Origin of the sequence: Bradyrhizobium sp. B097 (genome assembly GCF_038957035.1) — a bacterium.
Classification (GTDB): Bacteria; Pseudomonadota; Alphaproteobacteria; order Rhizobiales; family Xanthobacteraceae; genus Bradyrhizobium.
In genome coordinates this window covers 6350133-6371542 of the sequence record NZ_CP152412.1, presented here as the reverse complement: position 1 = coordinate 6371542, position 21410 = coordinate 6350133, and the positions used below count along the sequence as shown (strand labels likewise).

Below are 21410 nucleotides of genomic sequence, written 5' to 3'. Positions count from 1 at the left end.
GAGGGGGCCGAAGCCCCCTCGCTGACGACTAGCGCCCGTGTCCGCCGTGATGTCCGCCGCCGTGATGGCCGCCACCATGATGTCCGCCGTGATGACGGTGCCCGTGATGATGGCGGGGGTAAAAGTGCGGACGATGATGCCATCCGTGATGGCGCGGTCCGTAGCCGTAGCCCGGCTGCCAGTAGCAGCGGCCCCAGCGATCGCAGACCTGGCGCACCTTGTCGACATTGGACGTTTCGCCTGCGATGTGGCTGGCCTGCGGAAGCCCGTTCGGCATCGCCGATGCCGCACCGGACATCAACGCTGCGCTTCCGAGCGCGGCCAGTCCAATAACGGCAAGCTTGATATTCATTGAGATCGATCTCCTTGGTTGAAGCCTGAAAACGTCCATGCGGCCACTTCGTTGCTGCGACAAAAAAGCCAGGCAGGTGCACTCGGTTCTGGCGATGCCGGTTCAACGCAGCAAATGCGGGAGTTGTGAGGTCGCTCCGTGCGCGGGCGACAATTCGCCGCGCGACAGAATGGCGAGGCGCAAACAATACGTGATGACCTTTGGTGGCGCTTCGCGGAAAAGTGCTCTACTGCGCGGTCGGCGGATGTTCGGCGGCCTTGTTGAAGAAGGCAGCTTCCTCGGCGGTGGCTTCGAGGAGTTGCCGGTCCTGGTCGTAGACGTCGTTGCGGAACTGGACGGTCCGGTCCTTCGTCATCCACGCCGTGAGGTAGATCCAGGCCACCGGCACCTTCTTCAGCATGCGGACGTCCTGGCGCTGTCCTGTGGCGATCGCGGCATCGATGGCAGCGCGGGTCCACTGCGGCTGGTCTTTCAGCAGCCATGCCGCGAGATCGCGGACATTGTCGACGCGCGAGCAGCCATGCGAATCGAAGCGATAGTCGTCGTTGAACAGGCTGTGCTGATTGGTGTCGTGCATGTAGACCGAATAGGAATTCGGCATGTCGATCTTGACCGCGCCGAGCGCATTCCATGCGCCGCTCTGCTGACGCACCGTGATATTCGGCGCGTGATCGCCCGACCACTCGACCGAACGCGGATCGATCGGGTTGTCGTGGGCGTCGAGCACGTCCATGTGCATGCGCGACAGGTAGGCCGGATCCTTGCGCATATGCGCCGCGATCTCCGTCTTCGTGATCGATGACGGCACCGTCCAGGTCGGATTGAGAATGACGTCGGTGATCTCGGACGTCAGCGTCGGCGAGGGTTTCTCGGTCTTGCCGACGATCACGCGGTAGCGTCGCACGACCTTGTCGTCCTCGACGGCCTCGGCGAAGGTGGCGGGAATGTTGACGACGACATAGCGCTGCCCAAACTGGAAATCCATCTGGTCAAGCCGCTCCAGCGAGGCCTCGAGCTGCTTGATCCGCTTCTGCACGGGAACGTTGAGTGCAGCCAGCGTCCGCGGCGTCACCGAGCCGGTCGCCCCGAGCCCGTGGCGTGTCTGGAAGCGCTTCACCGCGTCGGCCACGACTTCATCATAGGAGCCGGTGGCCTTGTCCGCGGCAAGGTCACCGGTGATGATCAGACGGTTGCGCAGCAGATCGTCATGGGCGCCCTGGACGCCCAACGCAAATTTCGCGTCCGTGGGGATCGTGGGCCAACCGCCGCGGGCGGCGAGATCGGAATAGCGCTTCACCACGTCGCGAATGCGCTGTGCGCTGCCCTGGTCGTAGGTCGGCTCGCGCGACAGCGCGAGCGCGGCGGCCGATCGCGTTTCCGCGACCGAGGCCGACGTGGCCGGCTTGGCCTGGCCTGGCTGGGTGGCCGCCGGTGCCGCAGCCGGCAGGGCATGGTGAGGCGGGACTGCCGCAGTCGGGCCGAGCGCGCCGGTGGTTTGGGCGAATGCCGGTAGAGCCGCAAGCATCGTGGCTACGACGACGAGTGTCACTCTTTGCATATCTCGATTCTCCGGACTGCGTCGCTTGCGCGAAAAATCGGAAGGCACGGCCCCGGCAACATGAATGGAGGGGGCGGCGCGTTCGTTCGGAGATGATGATCTATCCCGAGACCGTTGCGTCTTGATTAAGTTTTGGTTGCGGTCGGAACATTACCGTGACCGTCGTGCCGGCCCAGGGCGGTCGCCATCGTCGGCATCGCGGCCGCTCGACCTTGTGGCGTACATCAACGCGGAGATCGCTCGCTCGTTGTGCCGAAGCCGGGGGCACGGACCTACCGGCGCCGAACGGACAAAGAAAAAGCGCTGCCATCGCCGATGGCAGCGCTTCGATATCTTCCCGGTCCGACCGGCGCGTGGCGATCCCAATGACCGGTCGCGGTCGATCCGCTCGCCCTGGTCGATCGCGTTCGCGGTGTCGCGATCGTACCTGTGCTGTGCCGTTCAGTCTTCGTTGGCGGCGATCGATTCCATCAGCGACACCAGTTGGCGCTGCACGGTCTGATCCTTGATCTTGCTGTAGGCGCGCAGCAACCGGAGGCTGAACGCGCTGTCGAGGAACAGCAGGCTCTCGACTTCGCGGGCCTTGTTGTCGCCGTCGTAGAAGAAGGTCACCGGCACGTCCAGCGCGGTCGCGATCTGCTGAAGGCGGGCGGCGCCGACACGGTTCACGCCCTTCTCGTACTTCTGAACCTGCTGGAAGCTGACGCCCAGCTTGTCGCCGAGTTCCGCCTGCGAGATCTTCTGCTCGACACGGCGCAGACGAATCCGCTTGCCCAACTCAATGTCCGGCTTGCCGGCGCTGCGCTGCTTCATCTTCTTTGCTGCTGATCTGTTCATTCTTGTGACCCGTCCTTCAAATCGAGAATCCCTGGCCCGGTCGGGTCAGGGACACGTTCATGATGTACCGCGTTAAGCTCGAGTGGATCGTCAGTTCGTCCGAACGACGAAATCCAAGAAGATCGCGGGATGGTATCCAAACGCACTCGCGCATTGGAAGCACCCAAGTACCGAATCGGTCGACTACCTGTAGTCGACCGCACCAAGGTGTCTGTCGACACCCCGCCCTCTACATTTGGCAAAATATTGACCAAACCACAACTAGCGCGAGTTTGATCGACACAGATTTTGCGCGCATGCTTACTGGGCGGCAATGCACTGCGCCCGTAGTTCTACGGGCAGCCAATATTGTACGAGCGTCCTAGTATGGATGCAACCCCAGCTAGTGCATCCTGAGGTCGCGGCGACGGTCCGCGGTTGCTTGACTGAATCGCCGCCAATGCGAAAAGTTTGACGTAAGTCCAAGTCAGGCTTTCGGAATGTTGCTGGACAATTGCCTAAAAGTTCTGAATCATCGGGAACAATTGTGCGCCTACGGAAAGCCGGCGAACTCTGGCAGGAGAGGCCAAATGAAGCGGAAGAGGGGAACACCTCGACTCTACCTCGCGGCTTCGGGAGTGGAAGATATGCCGGTCGCAAATACGGAAGAACGGTTGCTGGCGCTGCTGGCAACCCTGGAAGAATGTCAGGCATTTCTGACTGACCGGGCGAACACGGAGACGGCGCGGCTGCTGTCCCTTGCCATCCTCGAGCTTCGGATGGAGCTGCACAAGGTGACGGATTCCGAGTTGAAGGCGCTGTGCGACATGATCGCGTCGGACGAGCCGGTTCAGGAACCGGCGACCAGGCAGTTGCCGCCGTATCTGCGGCTCATCAAGTAAGCCTGCGCCCCGCGCCATGCGCGGGACGCTGCCGGTCCTTGCCGCACGGCTCAGCCCGCGGTGACGTCGACCGCGTCAGCGCCTTCGAGCACGCGCCGGGCCTTGTCACGGTCCAGGTCACCTTCCCAAGCCGCGACCACGACGGTGGCGACGCAGTTGCCGATCAGATTGCCGACGGCGCGCGCCATGCCGATGAACCAGTCAACCGAGAGCACCAGCACGAGGCCGATCGCCGGGATGCTCGGCACCGCGTTGAGTGTTGCCGCCAGGATCACGATCGCCGAGCCGGGCACGCCGTGCGCGCCCTTCGACGTGATCAGCGACACGCCGAGTACCAGCAGCAGGTCGCCGAACGACAGCGGCGTGTTGGTTGCCTGCGCGATGAAGACGACCGCCAGCGTCAGATAGATCGAGAACGCATCGAGGTTGAACGAATAGCCGGTCGGAATCACGAGGCCGACCACCGAATCCTTGACGCCGAAATGCTCCAGCTTGCGCATCACCTGCGGCAGCACCGCATCGGAAGACGCGGTGGCGACCACGATCATCAGCTCCTCGCGCAGGTAGCCAAGGAACTTGAGGATGTTGATGCCGGCCAGCGCCATCACCCCGCCGAGCACGCCGAGCACGAAGATCGCGACCGAGACGTAGAACAGCGCCACCAGCGACAGCAGCTGCTTCAGCGAGCCGACGCCGTATTTGCCGACCGTGTAGGCGACGGCGCCGAGCACGCCGATCGGCGCGAAGCGCACGATCAGGCCCATGGCGCGGAACAGCACGGTCGAGACCGCGTCGATGAACGAGGTGATTTTCTCGCCCTTCTCGCCGCCGACCAGCGCCAGGCTGACGCCGAAGATGATGGCGAAGAACAGGACCTGCAGCACGTCGTTGCGCGACAGCGCGTCGAACGAGGTGGTCGGGATGATGTTGAGCAGGAAGCTGCCGATGCCTTCGCCCTTCAGCTTCTGCGCGTTGCTGGCATAGTTGCCGAGCGCCTTGGCATCCAGCGTCGAGGTATCGATGTTCATGCCGTGACCGGGCCCGAACAGATAGGCCAGGATCAAGCCGACCACGAGCGCGACCGTCGTCATCGCCTCGAAATACACCAGCGCCTTGACGCCGACGCGTCCGACCTTCTTGAGGTCGCCGGCGCCCGCGATGCCGTGCACCACCACGCAGAACACGATCGGCGCCACGATCATCGAGATCAGCTTCAGGAAGGCATCGCTGAAGATCTTCAACCCGATCGCGAAATCGGGCGCGGCCATGCCGATGATGATGCCGAGCAGCAGCGCAACGAGCACCTGCACGAACAGCGATGTGTAGAGCGGCTTGCGTGCAACCGTGGCTTCCGCTGCGATGGTCGACATGAACTCCCCCTGTTTTTGGCCGGTGTTCCTGCCGGCCGATCCCACCCGATCTTAGCAACTTGCGTGCCAAGATGTCGCAGGATTGGGAGCCATTTACCCGGTCATTCGCCGGCTTCGAGGGTGCTGGTCACCGTGTAGACGACGCCGTGGGGCAGGAAATCGACCGTGGCTTCGCCGCCGAGCTGGTCGCGGGCGCTGCGCTCTATCAGCCGGGAGCCGAAGCCGCGCTGGACCGGCGCTGTGACCTCTGGGCCGCCGGCCTCCGTCCAGATCATCCGTAGCTTCGGCCCGGGACTCTCGTCAAGGATCTCCCAGTCCAGCGTCACCGTGCCGGTGTCATTGGACAACGCGCCGTATTTGGCCGCGTTGGTCGCCATCTCGTGCAGGAGCATCGACAGCACCAGAGCAAGCCGGGGCGACAGCGGCACGCGCGGCCCGAACATCTTGACCCGCTCGGCGGTGTTGTTCAGCAGATAGGGCCGCAGCACGCGGCTAACCACGTCCTGCAGGTCGGAGCCCTGCCATTTGTCGGTCGAGAGCAAATTGTGCGCCTCAGCCAGCGCGCCGAGCCGTCCCTCGAATTTCTCGCGCTCGGCGCGGCTCGCGCTGCGGAAGGTCTGCGTGGCGATCGATTGCAGGATCGCCAGCGTGTTCTTGACGCGGTGGTTGAGCTCCTCGATCAGGAGGTCGTGCAGCATCTCGCCGCGCGCGATCGTGGTCGCCATCCGCACCGCAAAGCCGAGGCCGACCATGAGCAGGACGCCGCCGATCACGCTAGTGATCGCGAGCGAGCGCCACAGCGGCGCCACCAGCGAGTTCTCGGCGATCCCCGCGGCGACGGTCCAGCCGGTGACGCGCGATCGGGTGAAGCCCGTGATCAGCGCGACGCCTTCGAGTGAGACGGTCGGCAGTGTCGCCTCGCTGCGGCGGAACATCTCGGCAAACAACGTCGGCGAGGCGCGCTGCCCGATGGTCGCCTGCGGATTCGGCACGCGGGCGAGGTTGACGCCGTCGCCGTCGAAGATCGAGATGGTCCAGTCCTGGTTCAGGCGCTGCCGCTCGATCATGGCCTGGAAGACCTCGATCGGCGGGCTGAAGGAGATGTCGTAGAGCACTTCGCCGTCGCGTATCACCGGCACCTCGACGGTGATGATCAGTTGCTGCTTCACCTCGCCGAAGAACAGGTTGGAGTATTGCGGCTGCCGTGTCGCAAACACCTTCTCGACGATCTCGAGATTGTTGCGCGGCGGCAGGCTCGCGGTGTCCGGTGTCAGCGAGGAGAACGCCTGGCGTCCTCTGCGGTCTGCCACCAGCACCACGCCGTCCTTGCCGTATTGGTCGAGAAAGCCGGCCGCGACGCGGCGAAAGTTGTCGAAGTCGCTGTTGCGCAGCGAGTTGGTCAACGCCAGCACCTGTAGTCCGCCGGTCATGCGCTGCATTTCCGCATCGAGCAGCAGGCGGATGCTGAGTGCAGTCTCCAGCACGCGCTGCGTGGCGGCCTGACGATCCCGCTGGTAACTGTGGAAGACGATCCCGACCGCGAAAACGATCAGCGGCAACATCGTCCCCGCGACCAGAAGCGCGAGACGCACTGGCAATGTCAGTTTCGGCACGATGTCCCCGGGTCGGTGCCCGTTTTGCGGTGAGCTTAGGGGAAGCGGGAAAAGTCCGCCAAAGGAAATGACCAGCAATCGGAAGAATTTCGCGGCGCACAGAGCATGATCCGGAAAAGTGCGAAGCGGTTTTCCGGAAGGATCATGCTCAAACGAGGTTTGTGCGCCGCGGAAAGGTGGCGGGTCAGAGATTGCTCTCGGTGATCGCGGCGTAGACCATGGTGCGCAGTTCGCGCCGCAGCGGATAGGCGCTCGACGGCAGCACCTGGGTCATGAAGATCGTGATCAGCTCCTCGGCCGGATCGATGAAGAACGATGTCGTCGCGGCGCCGCCCCAGTTGAATTCGCCTGGGCTGCCCGCGATCAGGGTCTGCGCCGGGTGCATGGTGACGGCGAAGCCGAGGCCGAAGCCGATGCCGTTATAGGCGGCTTCGGCGAACATCGAGCGCGACATCGCCGGCAGGTCGACGCCGCCGGGCAGATGGTTGGTGGCCATCAGCTTCAGCGTCTTCGGGCCGAGCAGCCGGACGCCGCCGAGCTCGCCGCCGTTGAGCAGCGCGCGGCAGAAGGTCAGATAGTCGGCCGCGGTCGAGCACAGCCCGCCGCCGCCGGAGACCAGCGAGGGCGGCGACAGGAACGAACTGGTGGTCGGATCGTCCTGCAGCGTCAGCGTGCCCTTGCGCTCGGCGGCGAGCGGGTTGAAGCCGCCCTGCGGGTCGGCGGAATAGCAGGCGGCAAAGCGGTGCGCCTTGTCGGCCGGCACGAAGAAGTCGGTATCGTTCATGCCGAGCGGCTTGAAGATCCGCTCCTTCAGGAACTGCTCGAACGGCTGACCTGAGATCTTGCCGACGAGATAGCCGAGCACGTCGGTGGAGACCGAGTAATTCCAGGCTTCGCCGGGCGAGAACTCCAGCGGGATTTTCGCCAGATCCTCGATCATGCTGTCGAGCGTGCCGGCCTTGATGACCTCGCCGATCTTCTTTTCGCGATAGGCCGCGTCGACATTGGAGCGCTGCTGGAAGCCGTAGGTGAGACCCGAGGTGTGGCGCAGTAGGTCGACGATGAGCATCGGCCGGCTCGGCGGGCGGGTCAGGAAGGCGGGCGCGGTGCCGGCGACGAACACGCCGAGGTTCTTCCATTCCGGAATGTATTTGGCGACCGGCTCGTCGAGCGCGACCTTGCCTTCCTCGACCAGCATCATGAAGGCGACCGAGGTGATCGGCTTGGTCATCGAATAGATGCGGAAGATGGTGTCGTCCTTCACCGGCACCTTGCGCTCGAGATCGGCAAAGCCCTGAACCTTGGAATGCACGATCTTGCCGCGGCGATAGATCAGGAGCTGGGTGCCGGGAAAGCGGCCGGAATCGATGTAGCGGCTCTTCAGATGTGCTTCGAGGCGGTTGAGGGCGGTGGTCGACATTCCCGCGGATTCGGGCGAGGCAGGCGTGGGAGCTAACATCGGGCATTTTCTCCGGCTGGCGAGGCAGCCTTGATAGCCGAAAAGTGTCCGCTGCAGCAATCGGCCACCGCTTACCGGCACCGGGCCGGTAGTGTACGGTCGGGCCCGCAATCGTGCCCTCAAGGGATACGTCAAGGGAAACGCCGAGATGACCCAGTTCAACGAAACCGAGCTCACCACAGCCGTCATCCGCAGCTTCGACCAGACGCCCGATCCGCGGGCCAAGTTCCTGCTGCAGGAACTGGTGAAGTCGCTGCACGATTATGTGCGCAAGACCGATCTCACCTTCGAGGAATGGGACCACGCCATCGGCTTCCTGACCCGCACCGGGCAGAAGTGCACCGACATCCGCCAGGAATTCATCCTGCTGTCCGACGTGCTCGGCGTGTCGATGCTGGTCGATGCGGTCAACCACAGGGATCGCGACGGCGCGACCGAGACCACGGTGCTCGGCCCGTTCTATGTCGGCGAGCACAAGGTGACGCCGCACGGCACCGACATCTCGGCAAGCCTGCCCGGCGAGCGCATGTTCGTTCAAAGCCGGGTCACCGATCTCGACGGCAAGCCGCTGGCCAATGTGCCGGTCGATATCTGGCACGCGGACGACGACGGTTTCTATGACTCGCAGAAGCCGAGTTATGCCACCGAAGGCCCGTCCTCGCGGGCGCGCTTCGTCACCGATGCCGACGGCCGCTTCTTCTTCCGCACCATCGTGCCGTGCAGCTATCCGATCCCGACCGATGGTCCGGTCGGGCAGATGATCACGCAGACCAACCGGCATCCGATGCGGCCGGCGCATGTGCACTTCCTGGTCAATGCCAAGGGCCATGAGCCGCTGATCACGCATGTGTTCGTCGAAGGCGACAAGTACATCGACTCCGATGTCGTGTTCGGCGTGAAGGACGAACTGATCGCCAAGGTCGAGCGACACACCGATCCTGTGATGCCCGACGGCCAGCGGTCGGATGGCCCGTGGAGCCTGATGACCTACGAATTCCACGTGAAGCCCGGCGGCGGAATGGCGCCCGCGCCGCTCGGCACCAAGGTCGCCGAACACGCCTGATCACTGCCTCCAAGCGCTCTGCCCAATTCATGTGCGGCGCACAAGAATTGAGCGAATCGCATTTTTTGGCAGCGCGCGGAGACTCCGCGCGCGATGCGACAAGTTGCGCAAAACATTGCAATAAAATCAATTTTTGCACTGCGGTAGCTTGGCACAAGGCTTGAATAGTCAGGTGCTGACGCCATTGACGCCGTCCCTCGAGGCCACCCCATCGGATTTCTGACGCCGCCAGACCGGGCCTCCCCGGTGCATGCCCTTTTGCGCCCTGCGCGCGTCGCCACCCGATGAACGGTGCTCGACGCAAAGACGCAACACCGTAACGCAACGACGCAAAGGACGACCGATGACCAAGCCCAGCAACACGCCCCGAGGCCGCGCGATCAGCCGTCGCCAGCTCCTGAAGGCAACCAGCGGCGCCGCCGCGCTGCTCGCCGCAGCCAAGCTGAATTTTCCCGCTGGTGCATTCGCGCAGGGTGCGGGTCCGGAAGTGAAGGGCGCCAAGCTCGGCTTCATCGCGCTCACCGACGCCTCGCCGCTGTTCGTCGCCAAGGAGAAGGGCATCTTCGCCAAATACGGCATGCCCGACGTCGAGGTGCAGAAGCAGGCCTCGTGGGGCACCACGCGCGACAATCTCGTGCTCGGCTCCGAGGGCAACGGCATCGACGGCGCGCATATCCTGACCCCGATGCCGTATCTGATCTCGGCCGGCAAGGTGACGCAGAACAATCAACCGACGCCGATGTACATCATGGCGCGGCTCAATCTGAACGGTCAGTGCATCTCGGTCGCCAAGGAATATGCCGATCTCAAGATCGGCGTCGACACCACGCCGTTCAAGCCGGCACTCGAGAAAAAGAAGGCCGGCGGCAAGGCCGTCAAGGCGGCCATGACCTTCCCGGGCGGCACGCATGACCTCTGGATCCGCTACTGGCTCGCCGCCGGCGGCATCGATCCCGACAAGGATATCGAGACCATCGTGGTGCCGCCCGCGCAGATGGTAGCCAACATGAAGGTCGGCACGATGGATTGCTTCTGCGTCTGCGAGCCGTGGAATCTGCAGCTGATCCACCAGGAGATCGGCTACACCGCGATCACCACCGGCGAGCTCTGGGACAAGCATCCGGAGAAATCGTTCGGCCTGCGCGCCGCCTGGGTCGACAAGAACCCGAAGGCCGCGAAGGCGCTGCTGATGGCGGTGATGGAAGCGCAGCAGTGGTGCGAGAAGGCTGAGAACCGCGAGGAGACCGCCGCGATCTGCGCCAAGCGGCAGTGGATCAACTGCCCGGTCGAGGACATCACCGATCGCATGAAGGGCAAGTTCGACTACGGCACCGGCCGCGTGGTCGAGAACTCGCCGCAGCAGATGCGGTTCTGGAAGGACAACGCGTCCTACCCCTACCAGAGCCACGACCTCTGGTTCCTCACCGAGGACATCCGCTGGGGCAAGTACGAGGCGGGTTTCGACACCAAGGCGCTGATCGCCAAGGTCAACCGCGAGGATCTCTGGAAGGAGGCGGCCAAGGAGCTCGGCGTGCCGGCATCTGAGATTCCAACCTCGACCTCGCGCGGCAAGGAGACCTTCTTCGACGGCAAGGTGTTCGATCCCGCCGATCCCGCCGCTTACCTGAAGTCGCTGTCCATCAAGCGTGTCGACGTTTGAGCCCCATAGGGCCGCGTTCTCTTGCGCGGCCCGTCGCCTGACCACGGAGATTGTCTGTCAATGTCGATGCCTGCCATGAAAACCGAAATGTCGGCGGTGGCGATCCCGCAGGCTGCTGCCGCGGCGCCGGTCGTGACCATGACGCCGAAGCGCGCGTCGCGCGCCGAGACCTACGCCAAGATGGCGAAGGAGACTGCGGCGCGCGTGGTGCCGCCGCTGATCGTGATCGCGCTGCTGCTGGTGGTGTGGGAGCTGATCTGCCGGCGCGCCGGCTCCAGCCTGCCGCCGCCTTCCAAAGTGTTCAAGGACACCAGGGAGCTGATCCTCGATCCGTTCTTCGACAACGGCGGCATCGACAAAGGCCTGTTCTGGCATCTCTCCGCCAGCCTTCAGCGTGTCGCCTACGGCTATTCGCTGGCGGCAATCGCGGGTATCGCGCTCGGTACGCTGGTCGGCCAGTCGGTCTGGGCGATGCGCGGGCTCGATCCGCTGTTCCAGGTGCTGCGCACAATCCCGCCGCTGGCCTGGCTGCCGCTGTCGCTCGCCGCCTTCCGCGACGGCCAGCCCTCGGCGATCTTCGTCATCTTCATCACCTCGGTGTGGCCGATCATCATCAACACCGCGGTCGGCATCCGCAACATTCCGCAGGACTACCGCAACGTTGCCGCCGTGGTGCAGCTCAATCCGCTGGAGTTCTTCACCAAGATCATGATCCCGGCGGCCGCGCCCTACATATTCACCGGCCTGCGCATCGGCATCGGACTGTCCTGGCTCGCGATCGTCGCCGCGGAAATGCTGATCGGCGGCGTCGGCATCGGCTTCTTCATCTGGGACGCGTGGAACTCCTCGCACATCAGCGAAATCATCCTGGCGCTGTTCTATGTCGGCATCATCGGCTTCGTGCTCGACCGCCTGATTGCGGGGCTGGGCAAGATCGTAACCCGCGGCACGGCTGCGAACTGAGGGACAAGTCATGCAGGCTTATCTGAAGCTCGACCACATCGACAAGACCTTCACTCGCGGCAGCGCCACCACCGAGGTTCTGAAGGACATCAGCCTGACGATCGAGAAGGGCGAATATGTTTCGATCATCGGCCATTCCGGCTGCGGCAAGTCGACGTTGCTCAATATCGTCGCCGGCCTCACCGGCGCCACCAATGGTGGCGTGCTCTTGGAGAATCGCGAGGTCAACGCGCCGGGGCCGGATCGCGCCGTCGTATTCCAGAACCACAGCCTGCTGCCGTGGCTGACCGTCTACGAAAACGTCAAGCTCGGCGTCGACAAGGTGTTTGCCAGGACCAAGAGCAGGGCCGAGCGCGAGGCCTGGGTGATGCACAATCTGAGTCTCGTGCAGATGGCGCATGCCAAGGACAAGCGGCCGAGCGAGATCTCGGGCGGCATGAAGCAGCGCGTCGGCATCGCGCGTGCGCTCGCCATGGAGCCGAAGGTGCTGCTGCTCGACGAGCCGTTCGGCGCGCTCGACGCGCTGACCCGGGCGCATCTGCAGGATTCGGTGATGGCGCTGCACCAGAAGCTCGGCAACACCATTCTGATGATCACCCACGACGTCGACGAGGCCGTGCTGCTGTCGGATCGCATTGTCATGATGACCAACGGCCCGAGCGCGCGGATCGGCGAGGTGCTCGAGGTGCCGTTGGCGCGTCCGCGCAAGCGGCTCGAGCTCGCAACCAACCCCGGCTACCTGAAGTGTCGGCAGCGCGTGCTCGAATTCCTCTATGAGCGCCACAGCTTCATCGAGGCGGCATGAGCAGCGCCTCGCTCACGTGAGAGCCTTTCTGTCTCGCCGCAATGGCGCGGCGAGGAAGCAGCGTGCACGGAGGCACACATGACGGAAGACCAGGTCAAGCTCGTCCAGGAGACCTTCGCCAAGGTCGCACCGATCTCGGAGCAGGCGGCGGTCATCTTCTATGATCGCCTGTTCGAGATCGCGCCCGGCGTGAAGGCGATGTTTCCCTCTGACATGACCGAGCAGCGCAAGAAGCTGATGGGAACGCTTGCCGTCGTCGTCAATGGATTGAGCAATCTGTCGTCGGTGCTTCCCGCCGCGAGCGCGCTTGCCAAGCGCCATGTCGGCTATGGCGCCAAGCCCGAGCATTATCCGGTGGTCGGCGGCGCATTGCTGTGGACCTTGGAGAAGGGCCTCGGCGAAGCCTGGACGCCTGACGTCGCCGCCGCATGGACCGCGGCCTACGGCACGCTGTCCGGCTACATGATTTCGGAAGCATATGGCAGCGCGCAGGCAGCGGAGTAGGGCGGTCGTCGGCGCTTGCCGCGGAACATCGGTTTCGCTGCGAGCGGAAGCTCTGTCCACGTCATTGCGAGCGTAGCGAAGCAATCCATACCTCCGCTTGCCGAGAGATGGATTGCTTCGCTTCACTCGCAATGACGAATGGATCGATCTATGGTCCACCCGTTCCGCCAACGGGTGAACCAACAATGATGTTCCTGGAAACGCCGCCGAAACTGATCCCGACCGAGGTCTTCTCCGCTGTGCCGGCTGAATTCCGCCGCAAGGTGGCGAGCGAATGGGCCGACGCCAACCGGCCGGGCGCGGTGACCGACTGCTTCATCGAGGGACCATCGTTCGATGCCGATGGCAACCTCTACATCGTCGACATTCCGTTCGGCCGCATCTTCAGGATTGCGCCGGACAAGTCATGGACGCAGGTCGCCGAATATGACGGCTGGCCGAACGGGCTGAAGATCGATCCGATGGGCCGCATCCTGATCGCCGACTACCGGCACGGGCTGATGGAGCTCGATGCCAAATCGGGCGAGGTCACGTCGCTGCTGCGTTCGCGCAATTCTGAATCGTTCCGCGGCTGCAACGATCTGCACATCGCCTCGAACGGCGATATCTACTTCACCGACCAGGGCCAGACCGGGCTGCACGATCCGACCGGCCGGGTCTATCGTTTGAAAACCAGCGGGCAGCTCGACTGCCTGATCGACACCGGTATCAGCCCGAACGGGCTGGTGCTGGATCCGCACGAGGCGGTGCTGTTCGTCGCCATGACGCGCGACAATGCGGTGTGGCGTGCGCCGTTCATGAAGGACGGCAGCGTGTCCAAGGTCGGCCGTTTCTGCTCGCTGTTCGGCCCGAGCGGACCCGACGGCATGACGATGGACGGGGCGGGGCGGCTGTTCGTCTCGCACGCCTCGCTCGGCCACGTCTTCGTGTTCGCGCCGAACGGCGAGTGCATCGCGCGGATCAAGTCCTGCGCCGGTCAGAGCTGCACCAATGTCGCGATCGGCGGTGCCAATCGCGACCGGCTCTACATCACGGAATCGGTGACGGGAACGGTGCTGGTCGCCGATATCAGCGGGCTCGACGGATAGTCACGCACCTGCACTGGAACGAAGCACGCTGTCGCTTGGTGCGATGGACAACAGCCAGTCGCTGAACACCTGCTCGGCTTGCGCGGCGACCGGCCTCGCCAGCGCCTGCGTCGTCGCGCGCAGTTCTGATATCGAGACTTTCGCCGCCGACAGTTCGACGGCGTGGCCGACATACCATTCCTCGAGCTGCCGCGGATTGGCCTCGAGGTGGAATTGCAGCGCGAGTGCGTTGCGGCCCCAGGCGAAGGCCTGGTTCTCGTAATTGGCGTTGGAGGCCAGCCGCACGGCATCCCTGGGCAGGTCGAACGTGTCGCCGTGCCAGTGCAGCACTTTTGTCTGCAGGTTGCGCAGGCAGGACGATTTGCCGTCCGGCGTCAGCTCGACCGGGCCCCAGCCGATTTCCTTGACCTTGCCCGGGAACACGCGGCCGCCGAGCGCCTGCGCCATCAGTTGCGCGCCGAGGCAGATGCCGAGCGTCGGCAGTCCGCGGCGGAGCCGGCGTTCCAACAGCGCAAGCTCGGTCGAGAGGAACGGATAGGTGTCGGTCTCGTAGACCCCGATCGGGCCGCCCAGCACGATCAGGACGTCCGCGTCGCTGACCGTGCGATCGGAGAGGTCGTCCACCGGCGCATCGCAGAACGACACGCTCCAGCCCGCGCGCTCCATGATCGGGGCCAGCAGCCCGAGGTCCTCGAACGCCACATGGCGGATGGCAATGGCGGAGCGGGGTGGTCGCATCGGCAACGTCCAGTTTTTTCGCTATATAATCTTGAATATAGCGTGGCGGATCGCGGCGAGTCCAGCCGCCACGGCACGGAGCTGATCAGCGGTCGGAATGCATCTTCTCGAGAAAATCCTTCACGCCGCTGACGGCGCCGGTATTCGAGGCGACATAGCCGGGGAGCGCGCCCACGGCCTTGTGAAACTCGCTGCTCTTCATGATGTCGAGCACGCGCTGCATCGGCTCGGTCTCGAGGAACGCGCGCTTGCAGACGAAGAAGTAGTCCTCCGTGAGCAGGCGGATGAAATCGAGGCCGAACTGCCGTGCGGCGGCCTCGACGCCGAAGCTCGCATCCGCCATGCCGCTTGCGACATAGGCGGCGACCGCGGCGTGGGTGAATTCCATGTGCTGGGCGCCATTGATCCGGCTTTGCGGGATCTTGTGCAGCGTCAGCAATTGATCGAACAGCAGCCGCGTGCCGGAATCATGGTCGCGGTTGACGAAGCGGGCCTTGCGCTCGACCAGGTCCTTCAGCGAGGTGATCTTCAGCGGGTTGCCGCGCTTGACCATCAGGCCCATCTCGCGCGTCACGAAATTGATCACGCGGTCCTCGCGCGGATCGAGCCATTCGCGGCAGGCCTTGATGCCCCGCGCGCGCAGTTCGCCGTGCGGCAGATGCACGCCGGAGAGATCGCAGGCGCCCTGCGCCAGCGAGACCAGCGAATTCTGGTTGCTGACGTAACGGAGGTCGACGCCCACGCCGCCTTCGCGATCGAGGAACTCGCGCAGCTTGGACACGGCAAAGCCGTGGCTGGCATGAACCCGGATGACCTGCGGCCGCTGCGCGAGGAACGGCTTGATCTCGGTGACCAGTTCCTGCGCGAGGTTCTCGAGCTGCAGCCCGAGCCGCGCCTGCATGCGCTCGCCGGCCCACACCAGCTTCTCGCCGAACGGCGTCAGTTTCGAACCCTTGCCGCGCTGGGTCTCCACCAGCGGCACGCCGAAGAAGGTGGACCATTGCTCGATCAGATTCCAGACATGGCGATAGGACAACTGCGCATCGCTGGCGGCGCTGGTGATCTTTCCGGTCTTCCTGATCTCGTTGAGGATGCCGAGCATCACGACCGCGGTCTGCGGTGAGTTCTCTTTCCGAAAGCGCCAGACGGTCTCGATCTCGATCTGCAGCATTGCGGCCACCATTTATGAAGTTGACTTCATATCCTGGTATACCAATAGGCACAAGATATCATATTTACTGCGGACCAGAGCCTCTTAGGTTGGAAGCAACACCAGGAGGAAATATGATGTCGGTTGCATATGACTGTGAGCGCGACGCCCACCACACGCTGGCCGTCCGGGACGAGCTGTTGCTGATCGACGGTGCTCGCGTCCGCTCGCTGTCCGGAAAGACCTTCAAGTCGCTCAATCCCGCCACCGAGCGGGTGATCGCGACCGTCGCCGAAGGCAATGAGCTCGACGTCGACCGCGCGGTCGCCGCCGCCCGCCGCGCCTTCGAAGGCCCGTGGCGCACCATGCGCGCCGCCGAGCGCGGCCATATCCTCTTGAAATGGGCCGAGCTGCTCAAGCAGCACGCCGACGAAATCGCAGCTCTGGAAAGCCTCGATGCCGGCAAGCCGATATCGGCGGTGCTGCGCCAGGATTTTCCTGCCGCGATCGATACGCTGACCTATTACGCCGGCTGGGCCGACAAGATCAGCGGCGAGGTCGTCTCGACGCGCGACGATGCGCTGACCTACACCGTGCGCGAGCCGGTCGGCGTGGTCGCCGCGATCGTGCCGTGGAATTTCCCGCTGATGATCGGCATGTGGAAGCTCGCACCGGCACTGGCCTGCGGCTGCACGGTGGTGATGAAGCCGGCCGAGCTGACCTCGCTGTCGGCGCTGCGGATCGGCGAGCTCGCGCTCGAGGCCGGATTGCCGAAGGGCGTGCTCAACATCGTGACCGGCCCCGGCCGCGTCGTCGGCGACGCGCTGGTCAATCATCCCGATGTCGACAAGGTGACGTTCACCGGCTCGCCCGGCGTCGGCCGCGGCATCATGAAGGGCGCCGCCGGCAACTTCAAGCGGGTCTCGCTCGAACTCGGCGGCAAGTCCGCCAATGTGATCTTCGACGACGCCAATCTCGAGGCCGCCGCCAAGGCTGCCGCCGCCGGCATCTTCTTCAATGCCGGACAGGTCTGCTCGGCCGGCTCGCGCGTGCTGGTGCAGGAGAACGCCTATGACGAGGTGGTCGAGCGCCTGGTAGCCCGCGCAGAAGGCCTGCGCATCGGCGACCCCGCGGATCGCGCCACCGCGCTCGGACCTGTCATCTCCGAGAAGCAGATGCGCTCGATCCTCGACTATGTCGCAATCGGTAAGAACGAAGGCGCGCATCTCGCCACCGGCGGCGCACGTGTCGGCGACCGCGGCTATTTTATCAGCCCCGCGGTGTTCGCCAATGTCGCGCACGAGATGCGGATCTCGCAGGAGGAGATATTCGGTCCCGTCGTCAGCGTGATCAAGTTCGAGGACGAGGCCGATGCGCTGCGCATCGCCAACGGCACCGCCTACAGCCTAGCCGCCGGCGTCTGGAGCGCCGACATGGGCCGCGTGCAGCGCTTCGCCAAGAAGGCCCGCGCCGGCACGGTGTGGATCAACACCTATGGCTACACCGACGTGCGGCTGCCGTGGGGCGGCGAACGCGACTCCGGTCTCGGCCGCGAGCACGGCACCGCCGCACTCGACAATTTCACGGAGCCGAAGGCGGTGTGGATGAATCTCAACGTGTGACCGCGCGTAACGCGGGCAACACAGGCGCGGATCGGAGGATCCGCGCCGTTGGGATTGCGCGAGACTGCGCAACATATTCCGCTGTCGTCCCGGCGAAGGCCGGGACCCATAACCCCAAATCCGCGTTGTGGATCACGCTGGGGCCGCAGCAACCTTCACAACTGACTTTTGTGGTTATGGGTCCCTGTGTCTTGGAAGTCTGTCATGATGGGGTGGGCGGGAAGCCGTTGGGTCCTTGGCGCTTGACGCCGTGAGCCGGCTCGGTCTCCCGCCCGTTCCATCTATCAACCTGAACAGTTGCATGAGGCTGCGCCAACAGACCTCGCATCACAGGGACAGGCACCGTGACCATAGCTCTTCGTTACGTCGGAATCGACATCTCCAAAAAATACCTCGATATCTTTGATGAGGCTGACGGCGTGCCGAGGCGCATTGCCAACGCGACACAGGCCATCACACAGCAGGTGGCGCGTTGGCAATGCGATGCGCTGGTCGTCTTCGAGGCGACGGGTATCTATGACCTCGCGCTTCGCGAGGCGCTGCGTCAGGCCGGCATCCGCTTCGCACGGATCAACCCGGCCCGTGCCCGCGACTTTGCGCGGGCGAGCGGCCTACTCGCCAAGACCGATCCGATCGATGCGCGGATGCTGGCAGCCTTTGCGCGGGCCATGCAGCCCGCCCCCGAGCAGGTCGCCGATCCTGCACGCAACGCCCTGGCGAGGCTTGCAAAACGGCGGGATCAGCTGGTCCTCATGCGCGCCCAGGAGAAGAACCGGCGCAGCGAGGCCGACGATCGCGCCATGGCCGAACGCATTGGCCGCCTCATCGAGGTCCTCGACAGCGAGATCGCCGAGATCGAGGCCGACATCAGCGCATTGATTAAAGCCGAAGCGGAGATCGCGGACGATGCGAAGTTAATGCGTTCGCTGCCCGGCGTGGGTCCCGTGGCCTGCATGCAGCTCATCGCGCAGATGCCGGAACTCGGGCGGGTCGGACCGAAGCAACTCGCAGCGCTCGCTGGTCTTGCTCCCTTCAACGTCGACAGCGGCACCTTCCGCGGCAAGCGCAAGATTGCGGGCGGCCGAAAGCGCGTTCGTGACGCCCTTTATATGGCGGCCCTCAACGCAGTTCGCAGAGCTGATCCGTTCAAGGCCTTCTATGCACGACTGCGACAAGCCGGAAAACCAGCCAAACTCGCCCTCATCGCCGTCGCCAGGAAGCTGCTGACGGTCCTCAATGCCATCATGCGAGACCGAAAGCCCTACCTGCAAACCAAACCAACATAACAGTTGCCGGCTTTCGCCGGGACGACGATGTGGAGACATAATCTTTTGTTTCCACTATCTTTGCGTGAGGCCAGATACGACCCACGCAGAACGAGGCGATCGTGCAGACAAGAAAATTCGGCAACAACGGCCCGCAGGTCTCGGTGATCGGGCAGGGCACCTGGTATCTCGATCGCGGTGACCGCAAGGCGGCAATCGCTGCGCTGAAGCGCGGTATCGACGCCGGCATGACGCATATCGACACCGCGGAGATGTATGGCGACGCCGAGCTCGTGATCGCGGACGCGATCGCCGGCCGCCGCGACCAGCTGTTCCTGGTCTCGAAGGTGCTGCCGAGCAACGCCTCGCGGCGCGGCACCGTCACCGCCTGCGAGCGCTCGCTGAAGCGGCTGAAGACCGACCGCCTCGATTGCTATCTGCTGCACTGGCGCGGAACCTATCCGCTCGCCGAGACGGTCGCGGCGTTCGACGAATTGATCGCGGCCGGCAAGATCCGCTCCTGGGGCGTCAGCAATTTCGACGCAGACGATCTCGATGAACTGCTCGATGTCGCGGGCGCGGGCAAGATCGCCTGCAACCAGGTGCTCTACCATCTGCGCGAGCGCGCCATCGAGCACGCCGTGATCCCGTGGTGCGAGCAGCATGGCGTGGCCGTGGTCGCCTATTCGCCGTTCGGCCACAATGACTTTCCCGCGCTATCGAGCAAATCCGGAGCGGTGCTGCAATCGATCGCGCAGGCGCACCAGGCGACGCCACGCCAGGTCGCGCTGAGCTTTCTCACGCGGCTGCCGTCGATGCTCGCGATTCCGAAGGCGTCGAACGCGGACCACGCGGCGGAGAATGCTGCGGCGGGAACGCTCAAGCTCAGCGGCGACGAAATCGCCGCGCTCGACGCGGCGTTCCCGCGCGGACCGAAGCCGCGCTCGCTGCCGATGCTGTGAGTGAGATGAGCTCAGATTGAATCGGTTCAGCGGGCTCTCTGCACTTCTCCCGCTTGCGGGGGAGGTCGGATTGCATCGCAGATGCAATCCGGGTGGGGGCTCTCTCCACGATGTGACTCGTGGAGAGAGCCCCCACCCTAGCCCTCCCCCGCAAGCGGGAGAGGGGACGGAATTCTCATGCCGCCGCAGCTCAGTCTAATCTCGTTGTGTTCTGCCGCTGTAGCTCCACACAGTTCTTAACAAACTGTTGCAAGTGTGGCCGCGCACAGGCTGCGGCGGGCGGTCGCGCGCGCTGGTGCATATCGGAGTCCCGTTTTCGGGCATTGTTCTTGCGGCGGAATTGGCGTTTTGTACGAACAAGAGATTCCCCTTATTTTGCTTCGAGATTGCCGTGACACCGCCCCCCGCCGCCGTAGCCGCCAGGCTGGACAGCGTTCCTCTTTCTTTGCCCGTAACGACAAGCCTGGCGCGCAAGGCGCCGGCCCGCACCGACAGTCCGTTCAAGGGCATTGCGCTGATCCTGCTGTCGACGGTGTTTTTGGGCACTTCCGACGTCACCGCGAAATATCTGTCATCCTCGCTGCCTTCGATCGAGATCGCCTGGATCCGCTTCCTTGTGTTCGCGCTGATCATGATGCCGGCGATGCTGCCGGGCACGCCGCTGTTCGCGCTGCGCAGCAGCCGTCCCGGCCTGCATATGCTGCGCGGCGCAGCGCTGCTCGGCTCCTCTCTGATCTTCATCACGGGGCTGGGCTTCCTGCCGATCGCCGAGGCCTCGGCGACCAGTTTCGTCTCGCCGCTGTTCGTCACCGCGCTATCGATCGTTTTCCTCGGCGAGAAGGTCGGCATGCGGCGCTGGATCGCAACCGCAGTTGGCCTCGCCGGTGTGTTCATCATCCTGCGGCCAGGCACCAGCGCCTTCCATCCCGCGGCGGTCTTCCCGATCGTCTCGGCGCTGGCCTGGGCCGGCACGCTGATCCTGACGCGCATGATGAGCGGCAGCGAACGTCCGATCACGGTGATGACCTATTCGTCCATTGTCGGCGTCGCCATCGTCAGCGCGCTGGTGCCGTTCGTCTGGGTCGCGCCGAGCTGGCACGACATCATGTTCGGCATCCTGATCGGCGTTGCGTCCACCGTCGGACAGTGGATCGTGGTGCTGGCGTTCCGCTACGGCGATGCCTCGGTGCTGGCGCCGTTCTCCTACACGCAGCTGTTGTGGGTCAGCATCCTCGGCTTCCTGATCTTCGGCGAAGTGCCTGACCGCTGGACCATCCTCGGCGCCGGCTTCATTGTCGCCTCCGGCCTCTACACCGCGCATCGCGAGCGCATGCGCCGCTCGCAGTTGCTCGCCGTGGCCAGCGAGCCGTCGCCGAACGCCTGACCGCGGTACCGCAAATCGTGCGCTGGTTGCGAATCCAGCCTCTGCTAGCGTTGCGGGTGTACAACAGTCCGGCCGAAACTTCGATCTCCGGAAGGCCGAATCGAAGGATTCGGAAACAAACGACAATCTCGCAATT

19 protein-coding genes are annotated in these 21410 nt (G+C 64.0%); 11 read left to right on the top strand and 8 right to left on the bottom strand.

The features are described from left to right. Positions 1–28 precede the first annotated feature (28 nt). The 3 genes from AAFG07_RS29635 to AAFG07_RS29625 all read right to left on the bottom strand — a co-directional run bounded on the left by AAFG07_RS29635 (position 29) and on the right by AAFG07_RS29625 (position 2747). Positions 29–352, bottom strand: coding sequence for a hypothetical protein (locus AAFG07_RS29635; protein ID WP_342723305.1), 324 nt, complete (start codon positions 350–352; stop codon positions 29–31). Between the two features lie 226 nt (positions 353–578). Continuing rightward, positions 579–1910 (bottom strand): L,D-transpeptidase family protein, encoded by a 1332-nt coding sequence (locus tag AAFG07_RS29630; protein ID WP_342723304.1) that lies wholly within the window; start codon positions 1908–1910, stop codon positions 579–581. Positions 1911–2351: 441 nt separating this feature from the next. Next, positions 2352–2747, bottom strand: a complete 396-nt coding sequence (locus tag AAFG07_RS29625) for a helix-turn-helix transcriptional regulator (RefSeq protein WP_016844123.1) — start codon at positions 2745–2747, stop codon at positions 2352–2354. Positions 2748–3316: 569 nt separating this feature from the next. On the opposite strand from AAFG07_RS29625, the gene AAFG07_RS29620 reads away from it, so the two are divergent. After that, positions 3317–3628 carry a hypothetical protein gene (locus AAFG07_RS29620; RefSeq protein ID WP_143046883.1) on the top strand — a complete coding sequence of 104 codons (312 nt, stop codon included), beginning with the start codon at positions 3317–3319 and terminating at the stop codon, positions 3626–3628. A gap of 50 nt (positions 3629–3678) precedes the next feature. Here the strand turns inward: AAFG07_RS29620 and AAFG07_RS29615 are convergent, their stop codons facing one another. From AAFG07_RS29615 to AAFG07_RS29605, 3 genes are all read right to left on the bottom strand, one after another. Beyond that, positions 3679–4998: a dicarboxylate/amino acid:cation symporter gene (locus AAFG07_RS29615; RefSeq protein WP_342723303.1), complete on the bottom strand. Its 1320-nt coding sequence runs from the start codon at positions 4996–4998 to the stop codon at positions 3679–3681. A gap of 101 nt (positions 4999–5099) precedes the next feature. Further along, positions 5100–6611, bottom strand: a complete 1512-nt coding sequence (locus AAFG07_RS29610; protein ID WP_342723302.1) for a sensor histidine kinase — start codon at positions 6609–6611, stop codon at positions 5100–5102. 184 nt (positions 6612–6795) lie between these two features. Then, the gene (locus AAFG07_RS29605; protein ID WP_342723301.1) at positions 6796–8070 is read right to left on the bottom strand and encodes a serine hydrolase domain-containing protein; all 1275 of its coding nucleotides are present in this window, start codon (positions 8068–8070) and stop codon (positions 6796–6798) included. Positions 8071–8218: 148 nt separating this feature from the next. On the opposite strand from AAFG07_RS29605, the gene AAFG07_RS29600 reads away from it, so the two are divergent. The 6 genes from AAFG07_RS29600 to AAFG07_RS29575 all read left to right on the top strand — a co-directional run bounded on the left by AAFG07_RS29600 (position 8219) and on the right by AAFG07_RS29575 (position 14153). Further along, positions 8219–9133, top strand: a complete 915-nt coding sequence (locus AAFG07_RS29600) for an intradiol ring-cleavage dioxygenase (RefSeq protein ID WP_342723300.1) — start codon at positions 8219–8221, stop codon at positions 9131–9133. 343 nt (positions 9134–9476) lie between these two features. Further along, a complete protein-coding gene (locus tag AAFG07_RS29595; RefSeq protein ID WP_342723299.1) occupies positions 9477–10793 on the top strand; it encodes a CmpA/NrtA family ABC transporter substrate-binding protein in 1317 nt (438 codons plus the stop codon). 60 nt (positions 10794–10853) lie between these two features. Beyond that, a complete protein-coding gene (gene ntrB / locus AAFG07_RS29590) occupies positions 10854–11756 on the top strand; it encodes a nitrate ABC transporter permease (protein ID WP_342723298.1) in 903 nt (300 codons plus the stop codon). Between the two features lie 10 nt (positions 11757–11766). After that, complete coding sequence (locus AAFG07_RS29585; RefSeq protein ID WP_342723297.1) at positions 11767–12561, top strand: ABC transporter ATP-binding protein; 795 nt, start codon at positions 11767–11769, stop codon at positions 12559–12561. A 78-nt stretch (positions 12562–12639) separates the two neighbouring features. After that, positions 12640–13065, top strand: a complete 426-nt coding sequence (locus AAFG07_RS29580) for a globin family protein (RefSeq protein WP_342723296.1) — start codon at positions 12640–12642, stop codon at positions 13063–13065. Between the two features lie 185 nt (positions 13066–13250). Beyond that, positions 13251–14153: an SMP-30/gluconolactonase/LRE family protein gene (locus AAFG07_RS29575; protein WP_342723295.1), complete on the top strand. Its 903-nt coding sequence runs from the start codon at positions 13251–13253 to the stop codon at positions 14151–14153. Here the strand turns inward: AAFG07_RS29575 and AAFG07_RS29570 are convergent, their stop codons facing one another. Together AAFG07_RS29570 and AAFG07_RS29565 are read right to left on the bottom strand one after the other, a co-directional pair. After that, the gene (locus AAFG07_RS29570; RefSeq protein ID WP_342723294.1) at positions 14154–14891 is read right to left on the bottom strand and encodes a glutamine amidotransferase; all 738 of its coding nucleotides are present in this window, start codon (positions 14889–14891) and stop codon (positions 14154–14156) included. A gap of 85 nt (positions 14892–14976) precedes the next feature. Beyond that, positions 14977–16062 carry a substrate-binding domain-containing protein gene (locus AAFG07_RS29565; protein WP_342723293.1) on the bottom strand — a complete coding sequence of 362 codons (1086 nt, stop codon included), beginning with the start codon at positions 16060–16062 and terminating at the stop codon, positions 14977–14979. Between the two features lie 116 nt (positions 16063–16178). On the opposite strand from AAFG07_RS29565, the gene AAFG07_RS29560 reads away from it, so the two are divergent. From AAFG07_RS29560 to AAFG07_RS29545, 4 genes are all read left to right on the top strand, one after another. Continuing rightward, a complete protein-coding gene (locus AAFG07_RS29560; RefSeq protein WP_342723292.1) occupies positions 16179–17663 on the top strand; it encodes an aldehyde dehydrogenase family protein in 1485 nt (494 codons plus the stop codon). A 344-nt stretch (positions 17664–18007) separates the two neighbouring features. Then, the gene (locus AAFG07_RS29555; protein ID WP_342723291.1) at positions 18008–18949 is read left to right on the top strand and encodes a transposase; all 942 of its coding nucleotides are present in this window, start codon (positions 18008–18010) and stop codon (positions 18947–18949) included. A 101-nt stretch (positions 18950–19050) separates the two neighbouring features. Then, entirely contained in the window at positions 19051–19890 is an 840-nt protein-coding gene (locus AAFG07_RS29550) for an aldo/keto reductase (RefSeq protein ID WP_342723290.1), read from the top strand. Positions 19891–20335: 445 nt separating this feature from the next. After that, positions 20336–21274: a DMT family transporter gene (locus AAFG07_RS29545; RefSeq protein WP_342729275.1), complete on the top strand. Its 939-nt coding sequence runs from the start codon at positions 20336–20338 to the stop codon at positions 21272–21274. Positions 21275–21410: the final 136 nt, after the last annotated feature.

What these genes read in the sequence shown, in the direction of transcription:
- AAFG07_RS29635 (WP_342723305.1), bottom strand. Translation starts at nt 352, where the DNA reads ATGAATATCAAGCTTGCCGTTATTGGACTGGCCGCGCTCGGAAGCGCA.
- AAFG07_RS29630 (WP_342723304.1), bottom strand. Translation starts at nt 1,910, where the DNA reads ATGCAAAGAGTGACACTCGTCGTCGTAGCCACGATGCTTGCGGCTCTA.
- AAFG07_RS29625 (WP_016844123.1), bottom strand. Translation starts at nt 2,747, where the DNA reads ATGAACAGATCAGCAGCAAAGAAGATGAAGCAGCGCAGCGCCGGCAAG.
- AAFG07_RS29620 (WP_143046883.1), top strand. Translation starts at nt 3,317, where the DNA reads ATGAAGCGGAAGAGGGGAACACCTCGACTCTACCTCGCGGCTTCGGGA.
- AAFG07_RS29615 (WP_342723303.1), bottom strand. Translation starts at nt 4,998, where the DNA reads ATGTCGACCATCGCAGCGGAAGCCACGGTTGCACGCAAGCCGCTCTAC.
- AAFG07_RS29605 (WP_342723301.1), bottom strand. Translation starts at nt 8,070, where the DNA reads ATGTTAGCTCCCACGCCTGCCTCGCCCGAATCCGCGGGAATGTCGACC.
- AAFG07_RS29600 (WP_342723300.1), top strand. Translation starts at nt 8,219, where the DNA reads ATGACCCAGTTCAACGAAACCGAGCTCACCACAGCCGTCATCCGCAGC.
- AAFG07_RS29595 (WP_342723299.1), top strand. Translation starts at nt 9,477, where the DNA reads ATGACCAAGCCCAGCAACACGCCCCGAGGCCGCGCGATCAGCCGTCGC.
- ntrB (WP_342723298.1), top strand. Translation starts at nt 10,854, where the DNA reads ATGTCGATGCCTGCCATGAAAACCGAAATGTCGGCGGTGGCGATCCCG.
- AAFG07_RS29585 (WP_342723297.1), top strand. Translation starts at nt 11,767, where the DNA reads ATGCAGGCTTATCTGAAGCTCGACCACATCGACAAGACCTTCACTCGC.
- AAFG07_RS29580 (WP_342723296.1), top strand. Translation starts at nt 12,640, where the DNA reads ATGACGGAAGACCAGGTCAAGCTCGTCCAGGAGACCTTCGCCAAGGTC.
- AAFG07_RS29575 (WP_342723295.1), top strand. Translation starts at nt 13,251, where the DNA reads ATGATGTTCCTGGAAACGCCGCCGAAACTGATCCCGACCGAGGTCTTC.
- AAFG07_RS29570 (WP_342723294.1), bottom strand. Translation starts at nt 14,891, where the DNA reads ATGCGACCACCCCGCTCCGCCATTGCCATCCGCCATGTGGCGTTCGAG.
- AAFG07_RS29565 (WP_342723293.1), bottom strand. Translation starts at nt 16,062, where the DNA reads ATGCTGCAGATCGAGATCGAGACCGTCTGGCGCTTTCGGAAAGAGAAC.
- AAFG07_RS29560 (WP_342723292.1), top strand. Translation starts at nt 16,179, where the DNA reads ATGTCGGTTGCATATGACTGTGAGCGCGACGCCCACCACACGCTGGCC.